At 34.9% G+C, this 24,406-nt stretch carries 19 protein-coding genes; all 19 read left to right on the top strand.

Annotation, left to right across the window (positions count from 1 at the left end):
* The first annotated feature begins 116 nt into the window (after positions 1–116).
* Positions 117–1,238, top strand: coding sequence for an ATP-binding protein (locus E1750_RS13610; RefSeq protein WP_133278151.1), 1,122 nt, complete (start codon positions 117–119; stop codon positions 1,236–1,238).
* Between the two features lie 357 nt (positions 1,239–1,595).
* Positions 1,596–3,023, top strand: coding sequence for an NDP-hexose 2,3-dehydratase family protein (locus E1750_RS13615; protein WP_133277310.1), 1,428 nt, complete (start codon positions 1,596–1,598; stop codon positions 3,021–3,023).
* A 3-nt stretch (positions 3,024–3,026) separates the two neighbouring features.
* Positions 3,027–3,995, top strand: coding sequence for a Gfo/Idh/MocA family protein (locus E1750_RS13620; protein WP_133277311.1), 969 nt, complete (start codon positions 3,027–3,029; stop codon positions 3,993–3,995).
* A gap of 2 nt (positions 3,996–3,997) precedes the next feature.
* Positions 3,998–4,912, top strand: coding sequence for an NAD-dependent epimerase/dehydratase family protein (locus E1750_RS13625; RefSeq protein WP_133277312.1), 915 nt, complete (start codon positions 3,998–4,000; stop codon positions 4,910–4,912).
* A 112-nt stretch (positions 4,913–5,024) separates the two neighbouring features.
* Positions 5,025–6,479, top strand: a complete 1,455-nt coding sequence (locus tag E1750_RS13630; RefSeq protein ID WP_165698055.1) for an oligosaccharide flippase family protein — start codon at positions 5,025–5,027, stop codon at positions 6,477–6,479.
* Between the two features lies 1 nt (position 6,480).
* On the top strand, positions 6,481–7,314 hold the full coding sequence (locus E1750_RS13635) for a hypothetical protein (protein WP_133277314.1): 834 nt from the start codon (positions 6,481–6,483) through the stop codon (positions 7,312–7,314).
* Between the two features lie 21 nt (positions 7,315–7,335).
* Positions 7,336–8,472 (top strand): glycosyltransferase family protein, encoded by a 1,137-nt coding sequence (locus E1750_RS13640; protein ID WP_133277315.1) that lies wholly within the window; start codon positions 7,336–7,338, stop codon positions 8,470–8,472.
* Positions 8,473–9,567 (top strand): EpsG family protein, encoded by a 1,095-nt coding sequence (locus E1750_RS13645; RefSeq protein ID WP_133277316.1) that lies wholly within the window; start codon positions 8,473–8,475, stop codon positions 9,565–9,567.
* 39 nt (positions 9,568–9,606) lie between these two features.
* On the top strand, positions 9,607–10,671 hold the full coding sequence (locus E1750_RS13650; protein WP_133277317.1) for a glycosyltransferase family protein: 1,065 nt from the start codon (positions 9,607–9,609) through the stop codon (positions 10,669–10,671).
* Positions 10,672–10,791: 120 nt separating this feature from the next.
* Complete coding sequence (locus E1750_RS13655; RefSeq protein WP_133277318.1) at positions 10,792–11,544, top strand: glycosyltransferase family 2 protein; 753 nt, start codon at positions 10,792–10,794, stop codon at positions 11,542–11,544.
* Between the two features lie 29 nt (positions 11,545–11,573).
* Positions 11,574–12,473 (top strand): NAD-dependent epimerase/dehydratase family protein, encoded by a 900-nt coding sequence (locus tag E1750_RS13660; protein WP_133277319.1) that lies wholly within the window; start codon positions 11,574–11,576, stop codon positions 12,471–12,473.
* Positions 12,474–12,920: 447 nt separating this feature from the next.
* Positions 12,921–14,141, top strand: coding sequence for an ATP-binding protein (locus tag E1750_RS13665; protein ID WP_133277320.1), 1,221 nt, complete (start codon positions 12,921–12,923; stop codon positions 14,139–14,141).
* A 154-nt stretch (positions 14,142–14,295) separates the two neighbouring features.
* Positions 14,296–14,709, top strand: a complete 414-nt coding sequence (locus E1750_RS13670) for a WxcM-like domain-containing protein (RefSeq protein WP_133277321.1) — start codon at positions 14,296–14,298, stop codon at positions 14,707–14,709.
* Positions 14,710–14,816: 107 nt separating this feature from the next.
* Entirely contained in the window at positions 14,817–15,368 is a 552-nt protein-coding gene (locus tag E1750_RS13675; protein WP_133277322.1) for a sugar transferase, read from the top strand.
* 152 nt (positions 15,369–15,520) lie between these two features.
* The gene (locus E1750_RS13680) at positions 15,521–16,954 is read left to right on the top strand and encodes an undecaprenyl-phosphate glucose phosphotransferase (RefSeq protein ID WP_133277323.1); all 1,434 of its coding nucleotides are present in this window, start codon (positions 15,521–15,523) and stop codon (positions 16,952–16,954) included.
* Positions 16,955–17,289: 335 nt separating this feature from the next.
* Positions 17,290–18,483, top strand: a complete 1,194-nt coding sequence (locus E1750_RS13685; RefSeq protein WP_133277324.1) for an ATP-binding protein — start codon at positions 17,290–17,292, stop codon at positions 18,481–18,483.
* A 409-nt stretch (positions 18,484–18,892) separates the two neighbouring features.
* The gene (locus E1750_RS13690; protein ID WP_133277325.1) at positions 18,893–19,690 is read left to right on the top strand and encodes a polysaccharide biosynthesis/export family protein; all 798 of its coding nucleotides are present in this window, start codon (positions 18,893–18,895) and stop codon (positions 19,688–19,690) included.
* An 8-nt stretch (positions 19,691–19,698) separates the two neighbouring features.
* Positions 19,699–22,101 (top strand): GumC family protein, encoded by a 2,403-nt coding sequence (locus E1750_RS13695; protein WP_176582357.1) that lies wholly within the window; start codon positions 19,699–19,701, stop codon positions 22,099–22,101.
* A 1,226-nt stretch (positions 22,102–23,327) separates the two neighbouring features.
* Positions 23,328–23,945, top strand: a complete 618-nt coding sequence (gene recR / locus E1750_RS13700; RefSeq protein WP_133277326.1) for a recombination mediator RecR — start codon at positions 23,328–23,330, stop codon at positions 23,943–23,945.
* The last annotated feature ends 461 nt before the right edge of the window (positions 23,946–24,406 follow it).

Genomic DNA, 24,406 nt, shown 5'->3' on the forward strand with positions numbered 1-24,406 from the left:
AAATTTTGCTTCGGGAGGACAAAATTTAAATTTTATGGATTTGAATCCGTAAAAGTTGCCTCTTTTTAGGATTTGAATCCGTAAAAGTTGTATTTTTGTTCATTATTGTTGCTGTTATGATTGAAAGAATACTAGAAAAGATAGTTAAAAATAAAGTCTACACGGGGAAAGCTATCGTTTTGTTGGGTGCGCGCCAAGTTGGAAAAACCACTTTGTTGAAAATGCTTTTTGGTACTGCCGATGAGGTGTTGTGGATGAATGGCGATGAAATGGACGTACAAGCATTATTTGCAACTATTTCCGCGACGCGATTAAAAGCAATTTTTGGGAATAAGAAAATAATTATTATCGATGAGGCTCAGCGCATTCAAGACATAGGTTTGCGCATGAAACTGATCACCGATCAAATTCCAGACGTTCAATTGGTTGTTACGGGAAGTTCGTCCTTTGAACTGGCGAATAAACTCAATGAGCCCTTAACAGGACGTAAATGGGAATACAAAATGTTTCCCTTGTCTTTTGCAGAAATGGTAGCACATCACGGTTTATTGGAAGAAAATCGACTTTTGGCGCACCGAATGGTCTATGGGTATTATCCGGATGTGGTTAGCAATGTGGGTATCGAAAAAGAAATTTTAAAGCAGTTGTCCACTAGTTATTTGTATAAAGACGTGCTGCTGTTAGAGCAAATCAAAAAACCAGAAGGACTTATCAAATTACTGCAAGGCTTGGCCTATCAAGTTGGTTCCCAAGTTTCGTATAATGAATTGTCCCAACTCACTGGTCTTGATGCTAAAACTGTAGAAAAATATATTGCAGTTTTAGAACAGACTTTTATTATATTTCGATTGGGCTCTTTTAGCAGAAACCTTCGTTCCGAACTCAAAAAAAGCAGAAAAATCTATTTTTACGACAATGGAATACGCAATGCTTTGATTGCCAATTTCAATCAAGTAGAGTTGCGGACCGATGTAGGCGCTTTATGGGAGAACTTCATGGTGTCGGAGCGCATGAAACACAATCAGTATGCTCAAAATTGGAGCAATTCGTGGTATTGGCGCACCAAAGAACAAAAAGAAATTGATTATATCGAAGAACAAGCGGGCGTATTGACCGCTTTTGAGTTCAAATGGAATCCTGATGCCAAACACAAAATACCTAAACTTTTTCTGGAAACCTATCCTGAAAGTGAATTTAAAGTCATACATCGAGATAATTTAGAGGATTTTTTGATATAAGAGAAAAGGTTAATTGTTTAAGGTTTAGGAGTTTAACGTTGTGTTATTGGTAAGTGGTTAGGGTTAATAAGTTTAATCCTTTGACCCTTCGTCGGGCTCGGGACAGGCTCAGCTCGGGACAGGCTCAGCTCGGGATAAACTAGCTCAGGGTGACGGTTTTATAGGTTACAAGAAGTGAAGTCGCTCAATAAACAGTTACCAGTGAAGCGATTAAGTAGTTAACCCTTTTCGAAAAAAGTGAAGTGGTTGGCTAGCCTAAGCCAGATTGTCGTGTTAGAGCGCGCATTAATTGTTGGCTAAACGAGTACAAAGACAGAGCGAGTGGGGTTACTATCATTAAAAAGTTAATTAGTAAATATGAGATATATACAAGCAAATAGTGATGTTACAAATCGTTTCTTGAAAAGTGCATTTGCCACAGACATGTGCTATATGTCAACGGAACAAGTTATTCATTGGCTTTTAGAACAAAATAAGAAAGTAAAAGTAACAATTAATAAAATTAATTTTGATTGCTTGGAATCTTGGAGTTTTGATGAAAATAAATTAAGTCACAATTCAGGTAAGTTTTTCAGTATTGAAGGAATCAATGTTAAAACAAATTGGGGATTAATACCCGAATGGGATCAACCCATTATTAATCAACCCGAGGTTGGATATCTGGGTTTTATTGTGAAGGAAATTAATGGGATATTACATTTTTTAACTCAGGCTAAAATAGAACCAGGAAATGTAAATTATGTTCAGTTGTCTCCCACATTACAAGCTACCAGAAGCAATTACTCACAGGTTCACAAAGGTAAAAAACCTTTATATTTAGAGTATTTCCAGAATGCTACGCCAAATCAAATTCTTTTAGATCAACTGCAGTCGGAGCAAGGCGCACGTTTTCTTCGTAAACGGAATCGCAATATTATAATTAAAATTGACGAAGATATTCCCATTCACGATAATTTTGTTTGGTTGACTTTGGGACAATTAAAAAAATTGATGCAAAAAGATAATTTGGTTAATATGGACACTCGAACGGTTATATCAGGCATACCATTGGGGAGTTTTCCAGCTGAAGTAGTTAATTTTTTTAATATTATTCAAACCAATGCAAACACGATTCATTCCAGTTTTTTGAAGTCGGCGCTTACTGACGGTGGAGGCCTTCATTCTATAGAAAATATTATTACTTTAGTTACCCATTTAAAAAGTACTTTCGATCTTAATGTTAAGCAAACTCCATTAAGTAAAATGAGAAATTGGATAATTGATGATAAAGAAATTTTTCATGAAGAAGGAAAATTTTTTAAGGTTATAGCTGTTGATGTTGAAATTGGAAACCGTGAAGTTGTGCAATGGAGTCAGCCAATGATTGAACCCGCACAGGAGGGCTTGTGTGCTTTTGTTTGTAAAGAAATTGACGGTATTCTTCATTTTGCTGTACAAACAAAACTTGAATGTGGAAATCATGATATTATAGAATTCGCCCCTACAGTGCAAACTTTAACGGGAGATTATAGGAAGACCAAACAGGGCGATTTACCATTTTTAGATTATGTTTTAAATGCTAAACCAGAGCAGATAGTTTTTGATACTATGCAGTCTGAAGAAGGAGGTCGTTTTTTTAGAGAGCAAAATAGAAATATTATTGTTATAGCCGGTGAAGAGATTGCTGTCGAGTTGCCAGAAAAGTATGTTTGGATGACATTGAATCAACTGTATACTTTTTTAAAATTCAATAACTTTCTCAACATACAGGCTCGTAATCTTATTTCAACAATATCTTTTATTTAAAATATGATAAAAATCAAAATTGGAATATTAGGTTGTGCAGACATTGCAAGAAGGCTGGTCGTACCTAATATCATTGCTAGTAATAAGTACGAAATCATTGCCTTTGCCAGCAGAGATAAGAAAAAAGCTTTATATTTTTCTAGTCTTTTTGGTGGCGAAGCAATTGAAGGATATGAAAATTTATTAGATAGAAACGATATTGATGCCGTATACATTCCATTGCCTACAGGTATGCATTACGAATGGATTACTAAATCATTACAAGCAGGAAAGCACGTTTTTGCTGAAAAATCAATAGCTACAACATTTAAAGAAGTGCAAGAAATAATTGAGCTAGCTAGGAGAAGCAACTTGTGTGTTTTTGAGAATTTCATGTTTCCATACCACTCCCAGTTTGAATTTGTCAATAAAAAAATCAATGAGGGGAATATAGGGGAAATACAGTTGTTGCGTAGTTCTTTTGGATTTCCAAAATTTGATATTGAAAATAATATAAGATACAAAAAATCATTGGGCGGAGGTGCGGTTATGGATGCTGGCGCTTATACGGTAATGGCATCTCAATTTTTATTGGGAACGAATCAAAAACTTATCAGCGCGACAACTAATTTTAGCGGTTTTGAAGTTGATTTCCACGGAACAATTGTTCTTGAAAGTGAAAGCAAAATTGTTTCGCAATTGGCATTTGGATTTGATAATTTTTATCAAAACAATATAGAATTATGGGGTACTAAAGGGAAACTAATTATCGATAGAGCTTTTACCGCAGGTCCAGGATTTTTACCAAAAGTAATTATAGAAAACCAAAATGAAAAGCACGAGTATATTTTACCTGCAGATAATCATTTTGTTAAAATCTTAAATCTCTTTCACGACGCTATTGTTTGTAGTAATTTTGGCATGCAATACGATCAAATCATTTCGCAATCTTCTTTATTAGATCAAGTTAGAAATTTTACCTCCAAATTATAATTATGAATTCTCAAAAGACATTTACTAGCATTATCATTGGTTCGAATGGCTATATTGGTCGTAATCTTTCATTTCTTTTATATCAAAGAGGAATAAAAAACATTGATTATGATGTTCAAGCAAGTACAGATTATCCTTGGATGAACTATTCAAAGTTAAATGTGACTTCTAAGGATGATTTTTGTAGGATAGGTAGCGATGTCGATGTTATCTACTTTATGGCGGGTCTTACCGGGACAGTAGACGGTTTTGCATCTTATGAAAGTTACTACAATGTAAACGTAATCGGTTTGACCAATCTTTTGAATTACTTGAAAGAGAATAATTTAAAGGCTAAAATTGTTTTTCCTTCAACTCGTTTAGTTTATAAAGGATTAGAAAACAAAGCCCTTGAAGAAGATGCTGTAAAGTCTCCCAATACTATTTATGCCTTGACTAAATTAATATGTGAAGATACTCTTGATTTATATCACAGGATGTTTAATATAAAATATAGTGTTTTTAGAATATGTGTGCCTTATGGGAATTTAATCGATTTAGATTATTCCTATGGAACGATTGGTTTTTTTATTGAAAAAGCCAAGAATAGAAAAAACATCACTCTTTATGGTGATGGTTCCCTTAAGAGAACCTTTACGGATGTATATGACATCTGCGATATTTTGATTAAGGCTGCAAATAACCCAGAAATTGTAAATTCTATCTATAATATTGGTGGGGAAACATTTTCTTTGTTGGATGTTGCAAAAAAAATTGCTGATAAATATGAAGTTGGGATTGACTTTGTTGATTGGCCTGAGATGGCTTTGAAGGTGGAATCTGGGGATACAATTTTTTCGTCAAAAAAATTGAATGAATGTATTTCAAATTATGAGTATAAGTCTTTGAGTGAATGGTCTAATTTATTAATGCCTTAAAGGCTTTTTAAGTTAAATATTCTTAAATAAAAATTAAAACATTTCAATTTATACGCCGCTTAGTTACTATAATTTACCAATGATTAAAATTTCTCATAAAATAAATATTACTATGGCAGTGTTAGAGCATTTTGTTAATGCAATAACAATGTTTATTAGTTATAGAATTGTAGTTCAATATTTAGGACTAGAGCAGTTAGGGTTATGGTCTATTCTACTTGCGATAATGTCATTAACGTCAGTAGGAACGGCTGGATTTGCTAGTAGTGCCGTGAAATTTGTTTCGAAATATGTTGCACGAAATGAACCGAGAAAGGTTATTTCTATCATAGAAACTACAGTAATTACAGTTTTGATTTTTACTATTGTAATGTTAGGTTTAATTTTGTTATTATTTCACTTTTTTAAATCTACTTTTTTTGAAGCAAGTGAAATACTAGCAATCGTTGAGATATTGCCAACGCTGGTAATTAGTTTTGTGTTTGGTTTTGCCGGAAGTGTATTTTTGTCTTCTTTAGATGGGCTGCGTTTAATTCATATTAGAAGTGCAATAGGTATTATTTCAAAAGTTTTTTTTTTATTATTAGTATATCTTTTTATTAATGGTTATGGATTGCGTGGACTGGCAATTTCATTATTAGTTCAAAATTTAATTGTACTAGCTCTAGGTGCAATCGCTGTAAAATCAAATGTTAAAGGAGTAAATGTATTATTCTGTAAATTTGACAAAAACACTTTTACTGAAATATTTCATTACGGCTATCAATTTCAAATTATTTCGATTTTTCAAATGTTAGTCGACCCGCTGACTAAATTTCTATTAAAATCTCACGGGGGTCTAACGAGTGTTGGGTATTTTGAATTAATTTACAAATTTCTTTTTCACGCAAGGCAAATAATTGTTGTTGCTATTAGTACGTTTGTTCCAACTGTTGCTGCGCTACACGAAGAGAAGGAAGATAACTTAGGTAATTTGTTTAAGACCATCTTTAGTATTACGTTTATAACTTCAATAGTTGTTCTAACTATTGTGCTAGCTGTTTTTCCAGTAGTTATGAGTTTTGTAAAAGTTAATATGAACTCTGAAGTTAATGTTTATTCTTCTTTTATTTATCTTGGTTTGATTTTTAATCTTTTCGCGGTAACCCCTTTCATGTTTAATTTAGGAACTGGTAAATTAAAATTTAATAATTACTCTGCGGGTGTGATGGCAGTGTTAAATATTGTTTTTTCATCTATTATTGGGTATTATTATTCAGGTATTGGCGTAATAATTGGCTGGATGTTGGCTCAAGTTGTTTCAAATCTGTACTTATTTTTCTCTTACTTAAAATCCGAAAAAATTGCATTAAAAGGCGTTATTAATAAATATGACATTATCTTGCTGATTTTAGTTATATTGTATCTAACTGTTAATTTTATTTTCAACAATCTTAATACAACTAGCCTATTTTCAACTGTTCTAATTAGTTTTTTTATACCAGTTTTAATTATTGGTTATCCTTTATTAAACAATGATAAATTTAAGTTTACAGTAAATTATATTAAACAAAAGATTAGAAAATAAAATGAAAATATACCTAGTTAACTATGCTACAAAAGGCTATAAAGTAAAGCAAAGATTAAATACTGTATCAGGAAAAATATTTGGCAAGTTTGATAAAATATTTTCTTTTGACCCGAAAGATATTGATAAGGATTTTGCGCTCTCAAATAGAAACATACTAAAAATTGAAAAAGGTGCTGGTTTATGGCTTTGGAAACCTTATTTTTTTAATATAGTTTTTAATGAAAAATTGGAATATGGTGATTACTTATTTCATTGTGATTCATCTTCGTTTTTTATTCGAAATGTACGACCTTTAATTGAATTATTAGAGCAGTCTAATTTAGATATAATGGCTTTCGCCCTACCATTAACTGAAAAGGAGTGGACGTCCCCGAAGTTGTTAAGTTACTTTAATGCTAATGAAGAAATATTAAATTCCAATCAAATACTTGCTAATTTTCTTATAGTGAAGAAATCAAAAGAAACTCAATCTTTTGTTAAAGAATGGTTAGAACTTTGCTCAAATATTCAGTTATTAAATGATAATGGAATTATTGATGATAAGTATCCTTCTTATTTCAAAGAGCATAGGTATGATCAATCTATTCTTAGCTTATTGTGTAAAAAGTATTCAGTTGAGCCTTTTCGTGACCCATCACAATTTGGAATTTTTCCCGAAATGTACAGGAATAATGGGGCAATTATTGAAACAAAAGTGCTCAATTCTCCTTATAAGACAACTATCATTCTAATAAGAAAATCAAATTTTTTTGTTGAGTTTTTTAAGTACAATGCCAAGGTAACTTTAAAGATGTTTTTCCCCAATTTGTATTTAAAATTATTAAAGAAATAGTGCTTTATTAACTAGATTGTTATGAAAAAAAAAACGCTCTTTTATATTGATTGTATTGATGGTCATTATTTGGAATATATGCATCATTTGTATATGAATTGTGACAACATAAAAGACGAAAACTTTGTGTTTATGGTGCCACCAGCATTTAATACTTTATCAGACAAATTGCAGTGGCCAAAATTCAGTAACGTTGAAATTAAGTATATTTCAGCTAATGATATTAAGAAGATAAATGTAAATGGAATTCGTAAATCTTTTAATTTGTGCAATTTATTAAAAAAATCAATAGAAGAAAATATTGTTTCAGATGTCTTTTTAATCTCCTTAATGGGATTTATGCCATTTCTTCCTTTTTTTGTTGATAAGAAAGTTAAAGTTTCTGGTATTATTTATCTGATTTATTTGTATCGATGGCGCAGTTCAAACATTAAAACGCGATTTTTAGATTCAATTAAATATTTTATTTTTTCTAAATCAAAAATATTTTCAAAAATATTTTTATTGAATGATGTTGTTGCCCCTGTTTATTTAAATAAAAAGTTTAAAACTAGTGTTTTTCGCTATTTGCCAGATCCTTTTATGCATAGCCCCAAAAATCATTATGTGGATTTTCGTACTAAATGGGGTGTTTCAGATGAAATAGTTGTTTGTTTGCATTTCGGAGCTTTAACTAAAAGAAAGGGAACAATAGATATTTTAAAAGCGATAATTAATGCTGACAAATCGTCAATTGGCAACTGTTGTTTTGTTTTTGCGGGTAAGATTTTTGACGATATACAAACCTCGTTTTATTCCTTAGTTGGTGAAGCTCAAAGCAAATCTCAAATCATTGTTTTTGATGAATTTTGCGATTATGAGTTTATAAATTCTCTATGTTATTCTAGTGATTTTATACTCATACCATATAAAAATCCAGAACAAAGTAGTGGTGTAATTGGTTATGCGGCTCAATTTAAAATTCCAGTCATAGCGCCAAAGAATGGTCTTTTAGGAAAGTTGGTGCGAAGAAATAGGTTGGGTTTTACTTTTGATGATATTGATAGTTCGGGCTTGCATTATTTTTTTAATAATATTGAGAATTTTAAAATGAAAGTTGATTCACGATATTTAGTTGATAAAACAATTCCTGCTTTTAACAATTTAATATTTCGATAAATGCGATATAATTTTTCTATTTTTGACTTGTGGCCGTATGCTATAATTAGCTTGGTTTTTCTTTTTTGTTTTAATAACAAGAAGGGAAATAATTCAAAAATAATATTTATTACATTGTTCTTATTTTCTGCTTTGAGATATGATATCGGTTGGGATTATATGTCGTATTTGGAAGAAATTCAAGGGGGAATAAATGAATTAAAGCTTAGTAGATTCGAACCGCTTAGTAAGGCTATTTTAATTTTTTCTGCAATTACTAACTTCTATCCATTTACTTTTATTGTTTTTTCATTTGTAATATTAATATTTGTTAAATATGCAATCGACAAATATTCATATAATTCTACAATTTCTTGGTTGGTTTTTTATTCATTACCTTTATTTTTCTTTGCATCACTATCAACTTTAAGGCAATCTGCTGCAACGGCATTGATTTTATATTCCTTTACATTTGCTAAAGAAAAGAAGTTTATTTATTTTATAATCTGCATAATTCTGGCTTCATCTTTTCATTCGTCTGGAATTATTGGGCTTTTCATACTTCCATTAGTAATTCTCAAAATAGATAAGAAGATAAATATACTATTATTAATATCATCTTTTTTATTTGCTTCTATCACTAAGGAATTTTTAGAAGATTATTTTTACGGGTTTTCCATATTTGAAAGGTTTACAGAAGTTTATGTAGGTTCAGAGGCTTCGCAAACTTCGGGATCCTCGTCACTACAGTATTTATATTATTTAATTGCGGTATTTAATTTATTGTTTTATAACAAACTAGTTTCTTTTAATGAAATGAATAAATTATTTATCAGTATTTCTAATTTTGGTGTTGTTGTTTTTAATTTATTAATCTTTGAGCCAATAAGTGCTTTAAGGATCAGTGCGTTTTTTCTAATATTTTGGATTTTTTTATTTCCATATTATGGTAGAATATTTTCAAAAAAAATTTCAATCGTAGTGTCGTCATCGCTAGTTTTTGTTTTAATAGCATTATCTTTTTTTTATGTAAACATGTATATAAATTCCTATGAAAATAGAATTCAAGAAAAAGTTTCTTTTTTGCCATATAAATTTTGGTGGGACAATTATTAGTAACTTCATTGGGCACCTCGTTTATAAAAATTTTGGTTTATGAAAATAGCTTTAGTATTATCAACAAATGTTAGTCATTCCCCATATATTTATAATTATATTAAGATATTTGAACAAATAGGAATTGAATTTGATATTATTAGTTGGAATAAAAATAATATCGCTGAGAAAGTAGCTTTTAGTTTTGATAAATATACTGACAGAAAAAAGAGCAGAATTGTTCGTATAAAATCTTATCTTGAATATATTTGTTTTGTATTGAATGTACTCAAAAAAAACAATTATGATCGAATAGTGCTTTTTACGATTCCAATAGGTATTCTGTTATATCCATATTTAAAAATGGTATTAAAAAAAGCGTACATTTTGGATATTAGAGATTATTCAATAGTTTTGCGATTTATTCCTAATTTCTTTATTGATTTAATTATAAAACATTCCTTTAGTGTAGTAATTTCCTCACCAGGTTTTTCAACGTGGCTTCCGTTTAAATATGAATATGTAATTAGTCACAATAATAATTTTTATCAAGAGCCTAATGTAAAGTCAATCTCTTTGCGCAAAAACGCAAAGAATGAAATTTTGACAATAGGTGCATTACGTGATTATGAGGCAAATCGCATAGTAATAGATTCGTTTAAAAATAATAGCTATTTTTCAATGAAATTTGTTGGTGAAGACATTGCTTATGTTCCTTTAGTTAACTACGTGAATACTAATAATATTGAAAATGTGTTTTTTACTGGATGGTACGATAAAAAAGATGAAGTGAAATATTTGAAAAATGTATCATTAATTAATATTTTTATGCCGAATGATATTAATAGTAAAACTCTGATGTCGAATAGATTTTATTTAGCAATTAATAATAGAATACCTGTTATAGTGAGTGCTGATTCAACCCAAGCTGAATATGTACAAAGATTTAATTTAGGTGTAATCGTCGAACAAAATGATAACATTAAATCTCAAGTTTTAAGATATATTGATAACTTTGATGAAGATGTTTTTATTCAAGGGACAGAAGAATTCTTATTAGAGATAAATTTGGATCAGTATCGATTTAATTCTTTGCTTCTTAAATTTACTGCAAAAAATAATTAAATTCTTAAAATTAATCTATATTAGTTTAGCACAAAGCATTTTGTTTAAATATTTACTGTTTGATATAGCTATTATTAGCTTGCATTCAGCCACGAGAATTTAGAAAGTTTTATTAATTATATGAAGATCTCAATCATCACCGTTTGCTATAATAGTGAACAACATATAGCCTCTGCTATAGCCTCCGTTTTATCTCAAACTTACAATGATATTGAATATATTATAGTTGATGGATGTTCGACAGATACTACTTTACATATTATTAAAGAATTTGAACCACAATTTAATGGCAGATTGAAATGGATAAGTGAAAAAGATTCAGGTCTGTATGATGCAATGAATAAGGGGGTAAAGATGGCGACTGGTGAAGTGATTGGTTTAATCAATTCTGATGACTTGTTTTGCGATACTTTAGCAATCGAGAAGGTTATGAAAATTTTTAGTACAGACATTACATTAGATTCTGTATATGCAGATTTGTATTATGTCTCACAAACCGATACAGATAAGATAGTTCGGCGATGGGTTACGGGCAAGCAAAAGCCATTTAAAAATGGATGGCATCCAGCTCACCCTACGTTTTATATTAAAAAGGAAGTTTACGATAGTGGAGGATACTTTAATCTTGACTTCAAATTGGCTGCCGATTTCGAAATTATGTTGCGTTTTTTAGAAAGATATCATATTTCGGCATACTATCTAGCAGACCCGCTTGTAAAAATGCGTCTTGGTGGAGAGACTAATAAGAGCCTCAAAAATATTTATAACCAAAATATCGAGTGTATAAAAGCGTTTACTGTAAATCAGATCCAAGTAAATAAATTACTTTATCCCTTATACCGGACAATCCCTAAACTATTGCAGTTCAAATAATAAAATTGCTACAATTTGTAATAAGAAAGATGGATAAAATACTTTTAACTGGAGCAAACGGTTTTTTGGGCAGAACAATTGCAAAAACTTTGCAGGATAATTTTAAAATTTTTAGTTTATCACGTAAAAGGGGTGATTATAAAATTTCATTAGATAAAGAAATACCTCTTTTTAATCAAAAATTTGACTTAGTTATCCATTCTGCGGGCAAAGCTCATGTTGTACCAAAAACAGCTCACGAAAAAAAGCAATTCAATGATGTAAATGTAGTTGGCACCGCAAATCTTTTGAAAGGATTAGAACAATCTGGAATTCCCAAGCAATTTGTGTTTATAAGTTCGGTGTCTGTTTACGGTAAGGAAGAAGGAACGTTAATAGCAGAAAATTCAATCTTGGGAGCTACCGATGCTTATGGTTTGAGTAAAATTGCTGCTGAAAAATTGATAGCCGATTGGTGTCAAAAAAAACAAGTAGTTTGTACAATTTTGCGGTTGCCTTTACTAGTTGGTGCGCATCCTCCTGGAAATTTGGGTTCGATGATAAAAGCAATCGGAAAGGGTTATTATTTTAATATTGGCGGAGGACTCGCTAAAAAGAGCATGGTAGTAGCAGAGGATGTCGCTCGCTTTATTCCAAAGGTCGCTTCAATAGGCGGTATTTATAATCTTACGGATGGGCAACATCCCTCTTTTAAGGAATTGAGTTATGCAATAGCCATAAAACTTGGAAAAACTGAACCTAAAAATTTATCGCTTTTTGTTGCTAAACCAATGGGCTATGTAGGCGATTTATTGGGTAATAAGGCTCCAATAAATAGTAAGAAAATTAAAAAAGTCACTGCCGATTTGACTTTTGATGATACTAAAGCAAGAAATGTTTTTGGTTGGGACCCACAAAATGTTTTGAGGTATTTTGAAAGTGAACCATAAATAGGGAAACGAATTAGCTTACAAAAACTCAGCGAGAGTTATGTAGTGAATAATGCTAAACTAGTTGGAGTGCTGGGCGAACCTTTACCCATAGCATCAAAGGATGGGCTGCTGGGGACGTTGACGTCGTTTCAGAGGTGAGAGAGACGAAGTTAGAAGTACGAAGTTAGAAGTACGAAGTGGGAAGTGGTCCTTCGACCCTTCGTCAGGCTCAGGTCAGGCTGAGCTCAGGATGACAGGAAAGTTGGAAGTGAGAAGTACGAAGTTGGAAGTGAGAAGTTAGAAGTTAGAAGTGGGAAGTACAATATACGAGGTACGAGGTTTGAAGTGGGAAGTTAGAAGTGGGAAGTTATCTGTTATCTGTTGTCTGTTTGTATTTTTAGTTTATAAGTATAAAAACTAATTATTTATTGCTATGTTTGTGGTTATAACCATAAAAAATATTAAATGATACCAAGAGCGATTTATTTGCAACAACTGTGGCAGTTTATAGACAAGCCTCAAATTAAAATACTTACTGGTATTCGTAGGAGTGGCAAATCTTCGGTATTGCTTTTGTTGAAAGAGGAATTGCTTAGGAGACAGGTGCAAGAAACGCAGATTATTCACCTTAATTTTGAAAGTTTTGAGCACATTGCCTTGCGCACTGCCGAGTCTTTGTACACCTACATTAAACAGCAAGTTAGGACCGATACTCGATACTATTTTTTGTTGGATGAAATACAAGAGGTCTCAGATTGGGAGAAAGTTGTGAATTCTTTTTTGGTCGATTTCAAAGCCGATGTTTATCTTACGGGTTCTAATTCGCATTTGTTGTCTTCTGAGTTGGCTACTTATTTGGCAGGACGCTATGTTGAAATTCCTATTTATACGCTATCGTTCGCCGAATACTTGCAGTTTCAGCAATACTATTTTCCAGATAAAAAACAAGCTACTCGCGCGGCTTTTGAGACTTATTTGAGTTTTGGAGGTTTTCCTGTTATTCATACCGCCAATTATTCCGAAGAAAATGCCTATAAGGTGGTTTATGATATTTATTCTTCCGTTATTCTTCGCGATACTGTACAGCGCTATAAAATAAGGGATGTGGAGTTGTTAGAACGCGTAGTAAAATACGCTTTTGACAATATTGGAAACACTTTTTCAGGAAAAAATGTCGCGGATTATTTTAAAAGCCAGCAGCGCAAAATCGATGTGAATACCGTTTACAATTACCTGCATGCGCTTGAGGGTGCTTTCATTCTTTTTAGGACGCCACGATATGATGTCAAGGGAAAAGAAATACTGAAAACCCAAGAAAAATTTTATGTTAGTGATTTGTCTGTTCTTTATGCTGTTATGGGCTTCCGTTCTCGGATGATTTCTGGACTATTGGAAAACCTAGTGTTTCTTGAACTTAAACGCAGAGGGCATCAAGTCTACGTAGGTAAATTGGACGATAAAGAGATTGATTTCATTGCTGAAAAACAAGGGGAGAAATTATACGTGCAAGTGGCTTACAAATTAGAAAGTGAAGCCACCGTAGCAAGAGAGTTTTCCTCCCTTTTGGCGGTTAAAGATCAGTATCCTAAGTACGTGGTCACTATGGATACATTTTGGAAGGAATCTGTTGAAGGGATAAAACATGTTCATATTGCGGATTTTTTATTGATGGATCGGTTTTTTTGAGGTATGTGAAGGGGAAGTACGAAGTACGATATACGAAGTACAAGGTTAGAAGTTAGCAGTACGAGGTTAGAGGTACGAGGTTAGAGGTACGAAGTTATCTGCAATCTGTTATCTGCAATCTGTTATTTATTAATCGAGGTTGATTGTCAATTATATGGTTCCAAAAATTATATCCGGAGGTTGTCACCAAGATGCTAGAGGGTCTTTGTGTTTTAATAATGATTTTGATGCTACGGCTATCAAAAGGATTTATGTTATTGAGAATGTTAGTTCCGAATTTGTTAGAGCTTGGCGTGGGCATCAAATAGAAGCGCGCTGGTTTTCGGCTATTGCTGGTTCGTTTGCTATCGAATTGATTGCCATTGATGATTGGGATGCGCCTTCTCCGAATTTAAAGCGGATGTCGTTTCAGCTCCATTCGACTGCGCTAGATGTTTTGCATATTCCAGCGGGTTATGTTAGTAGTATCCGGGCGCTAGAAGCGGGTTCGAAACTACTCGTTATGGCCAATTACGCGCTGGGGGAATTGGATGATGAATATCGTTTTGAGGTGGGTTATTTTCAGTGAGAATGGTTAATTGGTTAATTGGTTAATTGGTTAATCGGTTAATTGGTTAATTGTTTAATTGGTTAATTGTTTAATTGGTTAATGGGGTAATAAATTAATATACTAATATGTTTAATAGAGTTGTATCTTTTTTTGTGCTGCTGCTTGTTTCGCCTCTTTTTTTGGTAGTAGCCCTTTTCATATTCTTGGAGGATGGTTTTCCGATTTTCTTTACCCAGAAAAGGGTGGGGGTAGATTATTCTTTTTTTCATATCTACAAGTTTCGGTCTATGAAAAAAGACACTCCCAATGTGGCCACGCATTTATTAGCAGATCCTGAAAAATATGTTTTGAAGATAGGTCGCATTATCCGAAAGCTCAGTTTGGACGAGTTGCCTAATCTCATTAATATTATCAAAGGGGAAATGGTTTTTGTGGGACCTAGACCCGCTTTGTACAATCAAGATGATTTGATGCAACTTCGAGTGGCGGCTGGCGTAGATCGGCTTGTGCCAGGGCTTACGGGTTGGGCTCAAATTAATGGTAGAGACGAAATAGGTTTGGAGGAGAAAGTACAGTACGAAAAAGAATATTTGGAACGCCAATCCTTTTGGTTTGATTTGAAAATCATTGCCCTTACTTTTCTGAAGGTGTTGCATTCGAAAGGGGTGAAGCATTGAGGGGTTTGGGGTTTGGGGTTTAAAGTTTTACGTTTATAGTTTATAGTTTATAGTTTAGGGTTTATAATTCAGAGCTGATTGGGAGGTAGTATCATAAAGAAATAATAATTCGATTTCTATTTCAAATTTTCATCCGTCAAATACTTATTGTTATGTCAATTTTTGAATTACTTGTTACGTATCGTTTTTCACGCTATTACAAAATTGGGTTTTTGGTATGGGATATTATCTTATTGAATACCGCAATACTTTGCTCCTATTTTTTTCTAAACGGTTATTTTCCGTTATCGTTTTCTAGCGAGGACAGGGAAATTTCGCTGCTTTCGAATGTTTTTTGGGTGATGCTGTTGCTTTACAAGGACTCTTATCGATTGGTGCGAACCGAACGTATTGAGTCGATTCTATATCGAACGACAAGAATCCTATTGTTTCATATTGCTATTATTGCAACGGTAATTCTTGTACTAGACATTTTTGAAGTTTCTGGTTTGAGATTGGTGTATTTCTACGCTAGTTTTTTTGTGCTGCTGGTGTGTTTTAGGATCTTCTTTATGAAATTGCTAAAATTTGTTCGCGCCAAAGGGTATAATTTTCGCAGGGTCATCATTGTCGGTGCCAACGCGATGGGAGAACGGATGAATCGGATTTTGACGAAAGACCTGACCTACGGGTATAAGGTTTTGGGTTTTTTTGATGATGAAAGTGATGGTACAATGCTTAAGGCGCCGCTATTGGGAAATTTGGATGCTATTTCGGGCTATTTGGAAAATCGGGAGCAGCATCAGAAAATTGATGAGATGTACGTTTCTTTGCATATTGATAAAATTGAAATCATCAACAAGTTGACCATGCTCTGCGATCGGCATTTGGTTCGGATTAGATACGTGCCTGATTTTCAGCAATATACCAAAACAAATAGGGTTCAGGTTGCCTTTTATGGCAATGGGAATATTCCGGTTTTGATGCGAAGAAAAGAACCTTTAGAAGTCACCGCCAATCGCATCATTAAGAAAATTTTTGATTTTTGTTTTTCGCTATTCGTCATTGTTTTTATTTTTTCGTGGTTGTTCCCCATCATCATCTTATGTATCAAATTAAATTCGAAAGGTCCTGTTTTTTTTGTTCAAATGCGCTCGGGTAGAGACAATCGGTCGTTTCCGTGTTATAAATTCAGAACCATGTATGTCAATACGGAGGCTAATGTTGCACAAGCTTCCAAGAATGATGCCCGGATTACCAAGGTTGGGGCTTTTTTGCGGCGAACGAGTTTAGACGAGTTGCCTCAATTTTTGAATGTGTTGGTTGGGAATATGTCGGTAGTAGGACCACGACCGCATATGTTGTCGCATACGGAGCAATATTCCAATTTAATTGATAATTTTCTGGTGCGTCATTTTGCTAAACCGGGCATCACCGGCTGGGCACAGGTCAATGGGTATCGCGGAGAGACTAAAGCTTTGGCTGATATGGAAGGGCGTGTCGAACACGATATTTGGTACATTGAAAACTGGAGTTTTCTGCTAGATCTCAGGATTATTGTTAAGACGGTATTGAATGTTTTTCGGGGAGAAAAGAATGCGTTTTAGCTCCCCAGCCCCCAAAGGGGGGAGTCGGCATATCGGTTGTGGGTTGTGGGTTGTCAGTTATCGGTTGTCGGTTATCGGTTAATTGGTTATCGGTTAATCGGTTAATTGTTTAGGGTTTAAGAGTTTAAAGTTGTAAAATTGGTTAATTGGTTAATCGGTTAATTGGTTAGGGTTTCAAGTTTCAAGTTGTTTAATCGGTTAGCTAGTTGTGGGTTATCTGTATAGTGTTATTTTGGTTATTGAGTTGATTGTGAGTTGATAAGTTGAAATAAACTATGTAATTGTACATCTTGATGTGAATTTTTTATGTATTTTTGCACAATATATTATGCAATATGAATACATTATTAGAGCAATCAGAGCGCTTAATAGCACTTACCACGCTTGATTTTAAGCGTTATTTATATGATATTATTCATTGGGATAGTCGCTTGATTGGTATCAAAGGGGCTAGGGGAACTGGTAAAACGACGCTTTTGCTGCAATGGATAAAAGAACAAAATCTTGCCACGGAGAAAGCGGCTTATTTTTCATTGGATGACCTCTACTTTACGGAGCATTCGCTCAAAGATACCGTTACCCAGTTTTATAAAAATGGTGGTTCCATTTTGGCCTTAGATGAGGTACACAAGTATAAAAATTGGTCACTGGAGATTAAAAATGTGTATGATTTCTTTCCGGATTTGAAAATTATTTTTACAGGATCCTCCATTGTTGATATTTCTAAGCAAGAAGGTGATTTGAGCAGAAGAGCCTTGATGTATGAGCTTCCGGGATTGTCCTACAGAGAGTATTTGTCCATGCGGGGTATTATTCATCTTCCCGTAATAGACTTGGACGACTTGCTTTTTAATCCTATTGCGATTAAAAGGAATATTCCTCAAGGTTTTCGTCCTTTGGAACATTTCAAAAATTACTTGAACTATGGGTATTACCCATTTGGCCTGTCGGATAGTTATTCGGTTTACCAGCGGATCAATCAATTGATACGGACCATCGTAGAAGTAGATATGGCCGAACTAAAAGATTTTGATATCCGAAATGCCAAAAAACTATTGCAACTGGTTTACGTGATTGCACAGCAAGTGCCATTTAAACCCAATATATCCAGTTTGTCTGCTAAAATAGGTATTCATAGAAATTCTTTGAATAATTATTTGTATTATCTAGAGCAAGCTAAAATAATATCCTTGTTGTTTCCGGTAGGCAATAGTACGGCAGTGCTACAAAAGCCTGAAAAAATATTCTTGAATAACACTACTTTGTTAGCCGCACTTGCCGAACAGCAATCCAATACAGGAACGGTTCGCGAAACTTTTTTTCTTTCGATGTTGCAGCCTTTATATCAAGTGCAGCTACCCAAACAAGGAGATTTTTTTGTTAATAGCAAATATACTTTTGAAGTGGGAGGTAAAGGAAAAGGGCAAAAGCAACTTAGTGGTATAGAAAATGCTTGGGTTGTAAAAGATGACATCGAATTTCCAATGCTGAAAACGATACCTTTATGGATGTTTGGGTTGTTGTATTAAGTTAGAAGTTGGAAGTTAGAAGTTGGAGGTACGAAGTTGTCCTTCGACAGGCTCAGGATGACAAGTGGGAAGTACGATAGTAGAGGTACGAAGTACAATATATGCAGATGGCAGCTTGGAGGTAGCAGATTTCGAATTTCAGGTAGCAGATGGCAGATTGGAATTTGGGTTTTCAGTTATAAGTTATCAGTTAACCAATTAACCAAACAAGAGTTGAATTGAAAGAGGTATTGGAATTTGGAATTTGGGGTTTAAAAGGTGGTGTTTAAAATTTGGGATTTGTCCCTTGGTAGGGTTAGTAGTCGACGAAAGACCGGAAGTACAGGTTTATTGCATTTGAAAAATAATAAAAAATGGATGTTAGCAAAAGGCTAATGTCTATATTTGCAAACTTTAAAGTTTAAATTTTATGAAGAATTTTGTGTTGGTCAAGAAACTAATTCCATTTCTATTGGTTCTTTTGGTGTTTTCCTGCAAGCCTCGTGAGGAGTTGGTCTATTACCAGAACATTGATGGATTAGCTTCTTCAGATAAAAGGAACAGCTATGAAATCAAAATTCAGCCCGATGATATGCTGATGATTATTGTTTCGGCGGAGGATCCAGAATCGGCTTTGCCATTTAACTTGACTGCGGCTAGTGTTCCCACGACTATGGGTTCAAACGCTTATTCCAGGATAGGTCAAGAATCTCTTCAGACTTATTTGGTCGATGCTGCGGGGACTATCGATTTTCCAGTTTTAGGTCAATTGAAGGTGGCAGGGTTGTCGCGCTCTGAACTGATGCAATTGTTAGAATCCAAAATTTCCAAATACATCAAAAATCCTATTATTAACATTCGTTTGACGAATTTTAAAGTTTCGGTCCAAGGTGAGGTGACCAATCCCGGTACTTTTGCGATTAATTCGGATCGGGTTACGCTGATTGAAGCCATCAGTATGGCAAAGGATTTGACTATCTACGGCAAAAGAGATAATATTTTGATTATACGAGAAGTCAATGGGGTGAAATCCTACAATCGGGTCGATTTGACCAAGGCTGATTTTATCAATTCTCCTTTTTATTATTTGGCTCAAAATGATGTGGTGTATGTGGAGCCCAATAAGGTTCGAATCAATGGGGCCGCAGTGGGTTCGAATACCGGGGTTATTATTTCGGTAACTTCGCTAGTCATTACTTTAATTACTTTAATTGTTACGGCAAAATAACATTTTCTATGAACACCAATTTCATGTCGGAAGACGATCAAAACGAAGATTTCAATATTCGAGAAACTTTAGAAAAGTATTTAAGTCATTGGCAATGGTTTGCCTTAGGTGCTTTCCTTTGTTTGGCTATATCCTATGTTTATTTGCGTTATTCCACTCCGCAATACCAAGCGAGTACCACTATTTTGGTTAAAGATGAGAAAAAGGGAGGTATGCTTTCTGAATTGTCTGCTTTCTCGGATATGGGACTGGGCAATGCCTTGAAAAACAATGTGGATAATGAGATTGAAATTTTGAAATCGAGATCTTTGGTTGAAAATACGGTTAAGAATTTGAAATTGAATGTGGTGCTGATTAAGCATGGTAATATTGCCAGCGCAGAAACCTTCAGGGATGGACCTATTGATGTCGATTTTATTACTATTAAACCCGAATTTTACAAAAGTAAAATGCTTTTGGAGTTTATTGAGGTCAGCTCGGATCGCTTTAGTTTGGAAAGCAAATTAACTTCGGAGGCGGTTCCCACACTTCCAAAAGATAAAAAAGAATATGGGTATGGTGAAATTATTCCGACTGCCATTGGGGATTTGGTTGTTAGCAAACCAATTCTTCTCAAAAATGCTGTGCAAGATCGTTATCAATCTATAGATATCAGAGTTAGCCCGCTTGATGCTGTGGTAGCGAGTTATTTGAGTCGGCTTAAAGTGAACCCGGTCAGTAAGACGAGTAGTGTGGTTGAAATTTCGATTACCGACCCTATAGTCAAGCGTGCTGAGGTTTTTTTAGACAAATTGATTCAAATTTATAATGATGCGGCAGCGGCTGATAAGAATTTTATTTCTGAAAACACTTCAAAGTTTATCAAGGAGCGATTGGTTTTGATTACCAAAGAGCTTGATGGCGTTGAGCAAAATGTCGAAAGCTTTAAACAATCGAACAGTCTTACCGATATCGAGTCGGAAGCGGAATTGTTTATTGCTGGTTCGAACGAGTACAATAAAAAAAGTGTAGAGAATGAAATTCAGCTGAATGTGGTGGCTTCGATGCTGGACTTTTTGAAAAAAAGTACGACTGCTGATTTGTTGCCTGCCAATATTATTTCGGAGAAAGGGGAGGCTTCGGAATTAATCAGTTCCTACAATCAATTGGTATTGGAACGCAATCGTATCCTGAAATCGGCTACAGTTGCCAATCCTACGGTGGTGGCTTTAGACCAACAGATTTTGTCGCTGAAAGCGAATGTTGGGGAGAGTTTGAGACGAATGCAATCCAGTTTGACGATTCAGAAAAGGAATTTGAAAAATCAGGAAGGGCTATTGGATTCTAAAATAGGTAAAATACCTGTTCAAGAACGTCAGTTTCGGGTCATTGCTCGCCAACAGAAAGTCAAAGAGGAATTGTATCTGTATTTGATGGAGAAACGGGAGGAGACGGCCATTTCATTGGCGGCTACAGCGCCTAATGCTCGGGTTATTGATGCGGCGAAAGCTGCTATTAGTCCTGTTTCACCAAAGAAGAATATTATTTATTTGGCGGCTCTTTTGTTGGGAATACTAATTCCTTTTGGTATTTTGTATGTAAAAGATCTGTTGGACACCAAAGTCAAAAGCCGTTTTGATATTACAGATAAGTTTAGTATTCCGTTCTTGGGTGATATTCCAAGATCCTCGACTCCTAATGAAATTATCGATACCACCAGCCGAACTAGTACGGCAGAAGCGTTGCGTATCGTACGAGCCAACCTTGACTATATGTTGACCCAGGTAGCCGACGGCCAAGCCAAAAGTATTTTTGTTACTTCAACCATTCCAGGCGAGGGAAAAACCTTTTTATCGGTTAATATGGCTAGTATTTTTGCGCATGCAGGAAAAAAAGTCCTGTTAGTAGGGATGGATATTCGAAAACCTAAACTAAATGAATATGTTGGCATCACTGATCCGAAAGGATTGACCGATTATTTATCGGCCAAGAATGTCGTCATTGCAGATTATATCAATCAAATGCAAGGATACGAAGCTTTTGACGTGCTGTTGGGAGGGGTTATTCCGCCCAATCCAACGGAGTTGCTGATGAGTAGAAAAGTGGATGAATTGTTTGCCCAATTGAAGAAAGAATACGATTATATCATTGTTGACACTGCGCCAGTAAGTTTGGTGTCGGATACTATGATTATTGCCAAACATGCCGATACCTTTGCGTATGTGGTACGAGCTAATTATTTGGATAAACGCATGTTGGCTCTGCCCGATATTTTGCATCGAGAGCATAAATTACCCAATATGGCCTTTATTTTGAATGACACAGCTGTTAGTAAGGGCTATGGCTACGGCGGTTACGGTTACGGCGGTTACGGTTATGGCGGGGTTGAAAAAAAGAAAAAACCTTGGTATAAGACCATTTTTAAGAAATAGGAAAGAGAGGCGAAAGCCTCTTTTTTTGTGCCCCCTAACCCCCAAAAGGGGGAACTTGGAATGGAGAGGTTGGCAGTTATCTGTTGTGGGTTGTGAGTTGTGTCCTTCGGCAGGCTCAGGATGACAAGTGGAAGTACGATATTAGAAGTACAAGTTACAATATTAGAGGTACGATATACGATATTTGAGATTTGAGATTAGAAGTTTGTCCTTCGGCAGGCTCAGGATGACAATTGGAAGTACGATATTAGAAGTACAAGTTACAATATTAGAGGTACGATATACGATATTTGAGATTTCAGATTGGAGATTAGAAGTTGTCCTTCGGCAGGCTCAGGATGACAAGTGGAAGTACGATATTAGAAGTACAAGTTACAATATTAGAGGTACGATATACGATATTTGAGATTTGAGATTAGAAGTTGTCCTTCGACAGGCTCAGGATGACAAGTGGAAGTACGATATTAGAAGTACAAGTTACAATATTAGAGGTACGATATACGATATTTGAGATTTCAGATTGGAGATTAGAAGTTGTCCTTCGACAGGCTCAGGATGACAAGTGGAAGTACGATATTAGAAGTACAAGTTACAATATTAGAGGTACGATATACGATATTTGAGATTTGAGATTAGAAGTTTGTCCTTCGGCAGGCTCAGGATGACAGCGTTGTAGGGGTATTGGTTAATCGGTTAACTGGTTAGGTGTTTTGGGTTGTAAGTTGTGTCCTTCGACAGGTTCAGGATGACAGCGTTGTAGGGGTATTGGTTAATCGGTTAACTGGTTAGGTGTTTTGGGTTGTAAGTTGTGTCCTTCGACAGGTTCAGGATGACAGAACAAGGAAAATTTTATTAAAAGCGGTTCTCGATACATTTTTTGTTCCGTTACTCTCCACAAAAAACACTCGAACAGACGTGCAATTGACTATATCCTCAACCAGCACGTCTCTTCTTTGTTTTTTATAGTAATGCCACAGTTTTGACTATTTAAAATTGTATCGAGAAGCATTGTGCTTTGTATGGTTCTCGATACAATTTTTAAAGCATTAGGCTTTTGCTATTAATTAAAAATGTATCCAATTTTTAAAAGCACTCCTGACGGCTATGGTCATTTCACCCAATGGGTTTTATTTAGTAATTTTTTTTCAACCCGATTCCCTTTTTTCCTAACCAATTAACCGATTCACCGATTCCCCTTTTCTAAACAAATTACTACCTTTGCCTCTATGGAATTTTCGTCAAAACTTTTAGAGAAAGCTGTCAATGAAATGGCGCAATTGCCTGGAATCGGAAAGCGAACCGCTTTGCGATTGGTGCTGCATTTATTAAAACAGCCCAAGGAACGAACTTCTTTTTTGTCGCAAGCTTTGACCACGATGCGTGAGGAGGTGCAGTATTGTAGTAGTTGTCATAATATATCCGATACGGCCTTGTGTGCTATTTGTGCGAATCCCAAAAGGGAGCATCAGCTTGTTTGTGTTGTCGAAGACATTCGCGACGTGATGGCCATCGAAAACACAGGACAATTTCGAGGGATATATCACGTTTTAGGAGGGAAGATATCGCCAATCGATGGGGTAGGTCCCAGTCAGTTGAACATTAGTTCGCTGGTCGAAAAAGTGAAATTGGGTGGCGTAGAAGAAATTATTTTTGCGCTAAGCTCCACTATGGAAGGTGATACGACCAATTTTTACATCTACAAGCAAATAGCCGACAGTGGTATTCTTACTTCAACGATTGCACGCGGCATCTCGGTGGGTGATGAATTGGAATATGCCGATGAGGTCACTTTGGGGAGAAGTATTGTGCAAAGGGTGCCTTTTGAGAAGAGTTTACGAGGTTAGAAGTGGGAAGTGGGGAGTACGATATACGATATTAGAAGTACGAAGTTTGCAGGTTGCAGGTTGCAGGTTGCAGGTTGCAGTTGACAGGTTGCAGGAGGAGTTTAAAGTTTAAAGTTGTTGATAAACGTAAGTAGGAATCTTTTGCGTTGGAAGTGGGGAGTTGGGAGATGGAAGTACGATATACGATATTAGAAGTACGAAGTTTGCAGGTTGCAGTTTACAGGTTGCAGTTTACAGGTTGCAGGAGGAGTTTAGAGTTTAAAGTTGTTTCAGGTTGTTGATAAACGTAAGTAGGTGTCCTTTGCGTTGGAAGTGGGGAGTTGGGAGATGGAAGTACGATATACGATATTAGAAGTACGAAGTTTGCAGGTTGCAGGTTGCAGGTTGCAGGAGGAGTTTAGAGTTTAAAGTTGTTTCAGGTTGTTGATAAACGTGAGTAGGAATCTTTTGCGTTGGAAGTG

It is taken from the genome of Flavobacterium nackdongense (assembly GCF_004355225.1).
Lineage (GTDB): Bacteria > Bacteroidota > Bacteroidia > Flavobacteriales > Flavobacteriaceae > Flavobacterium > Flavobacterium nackdongense.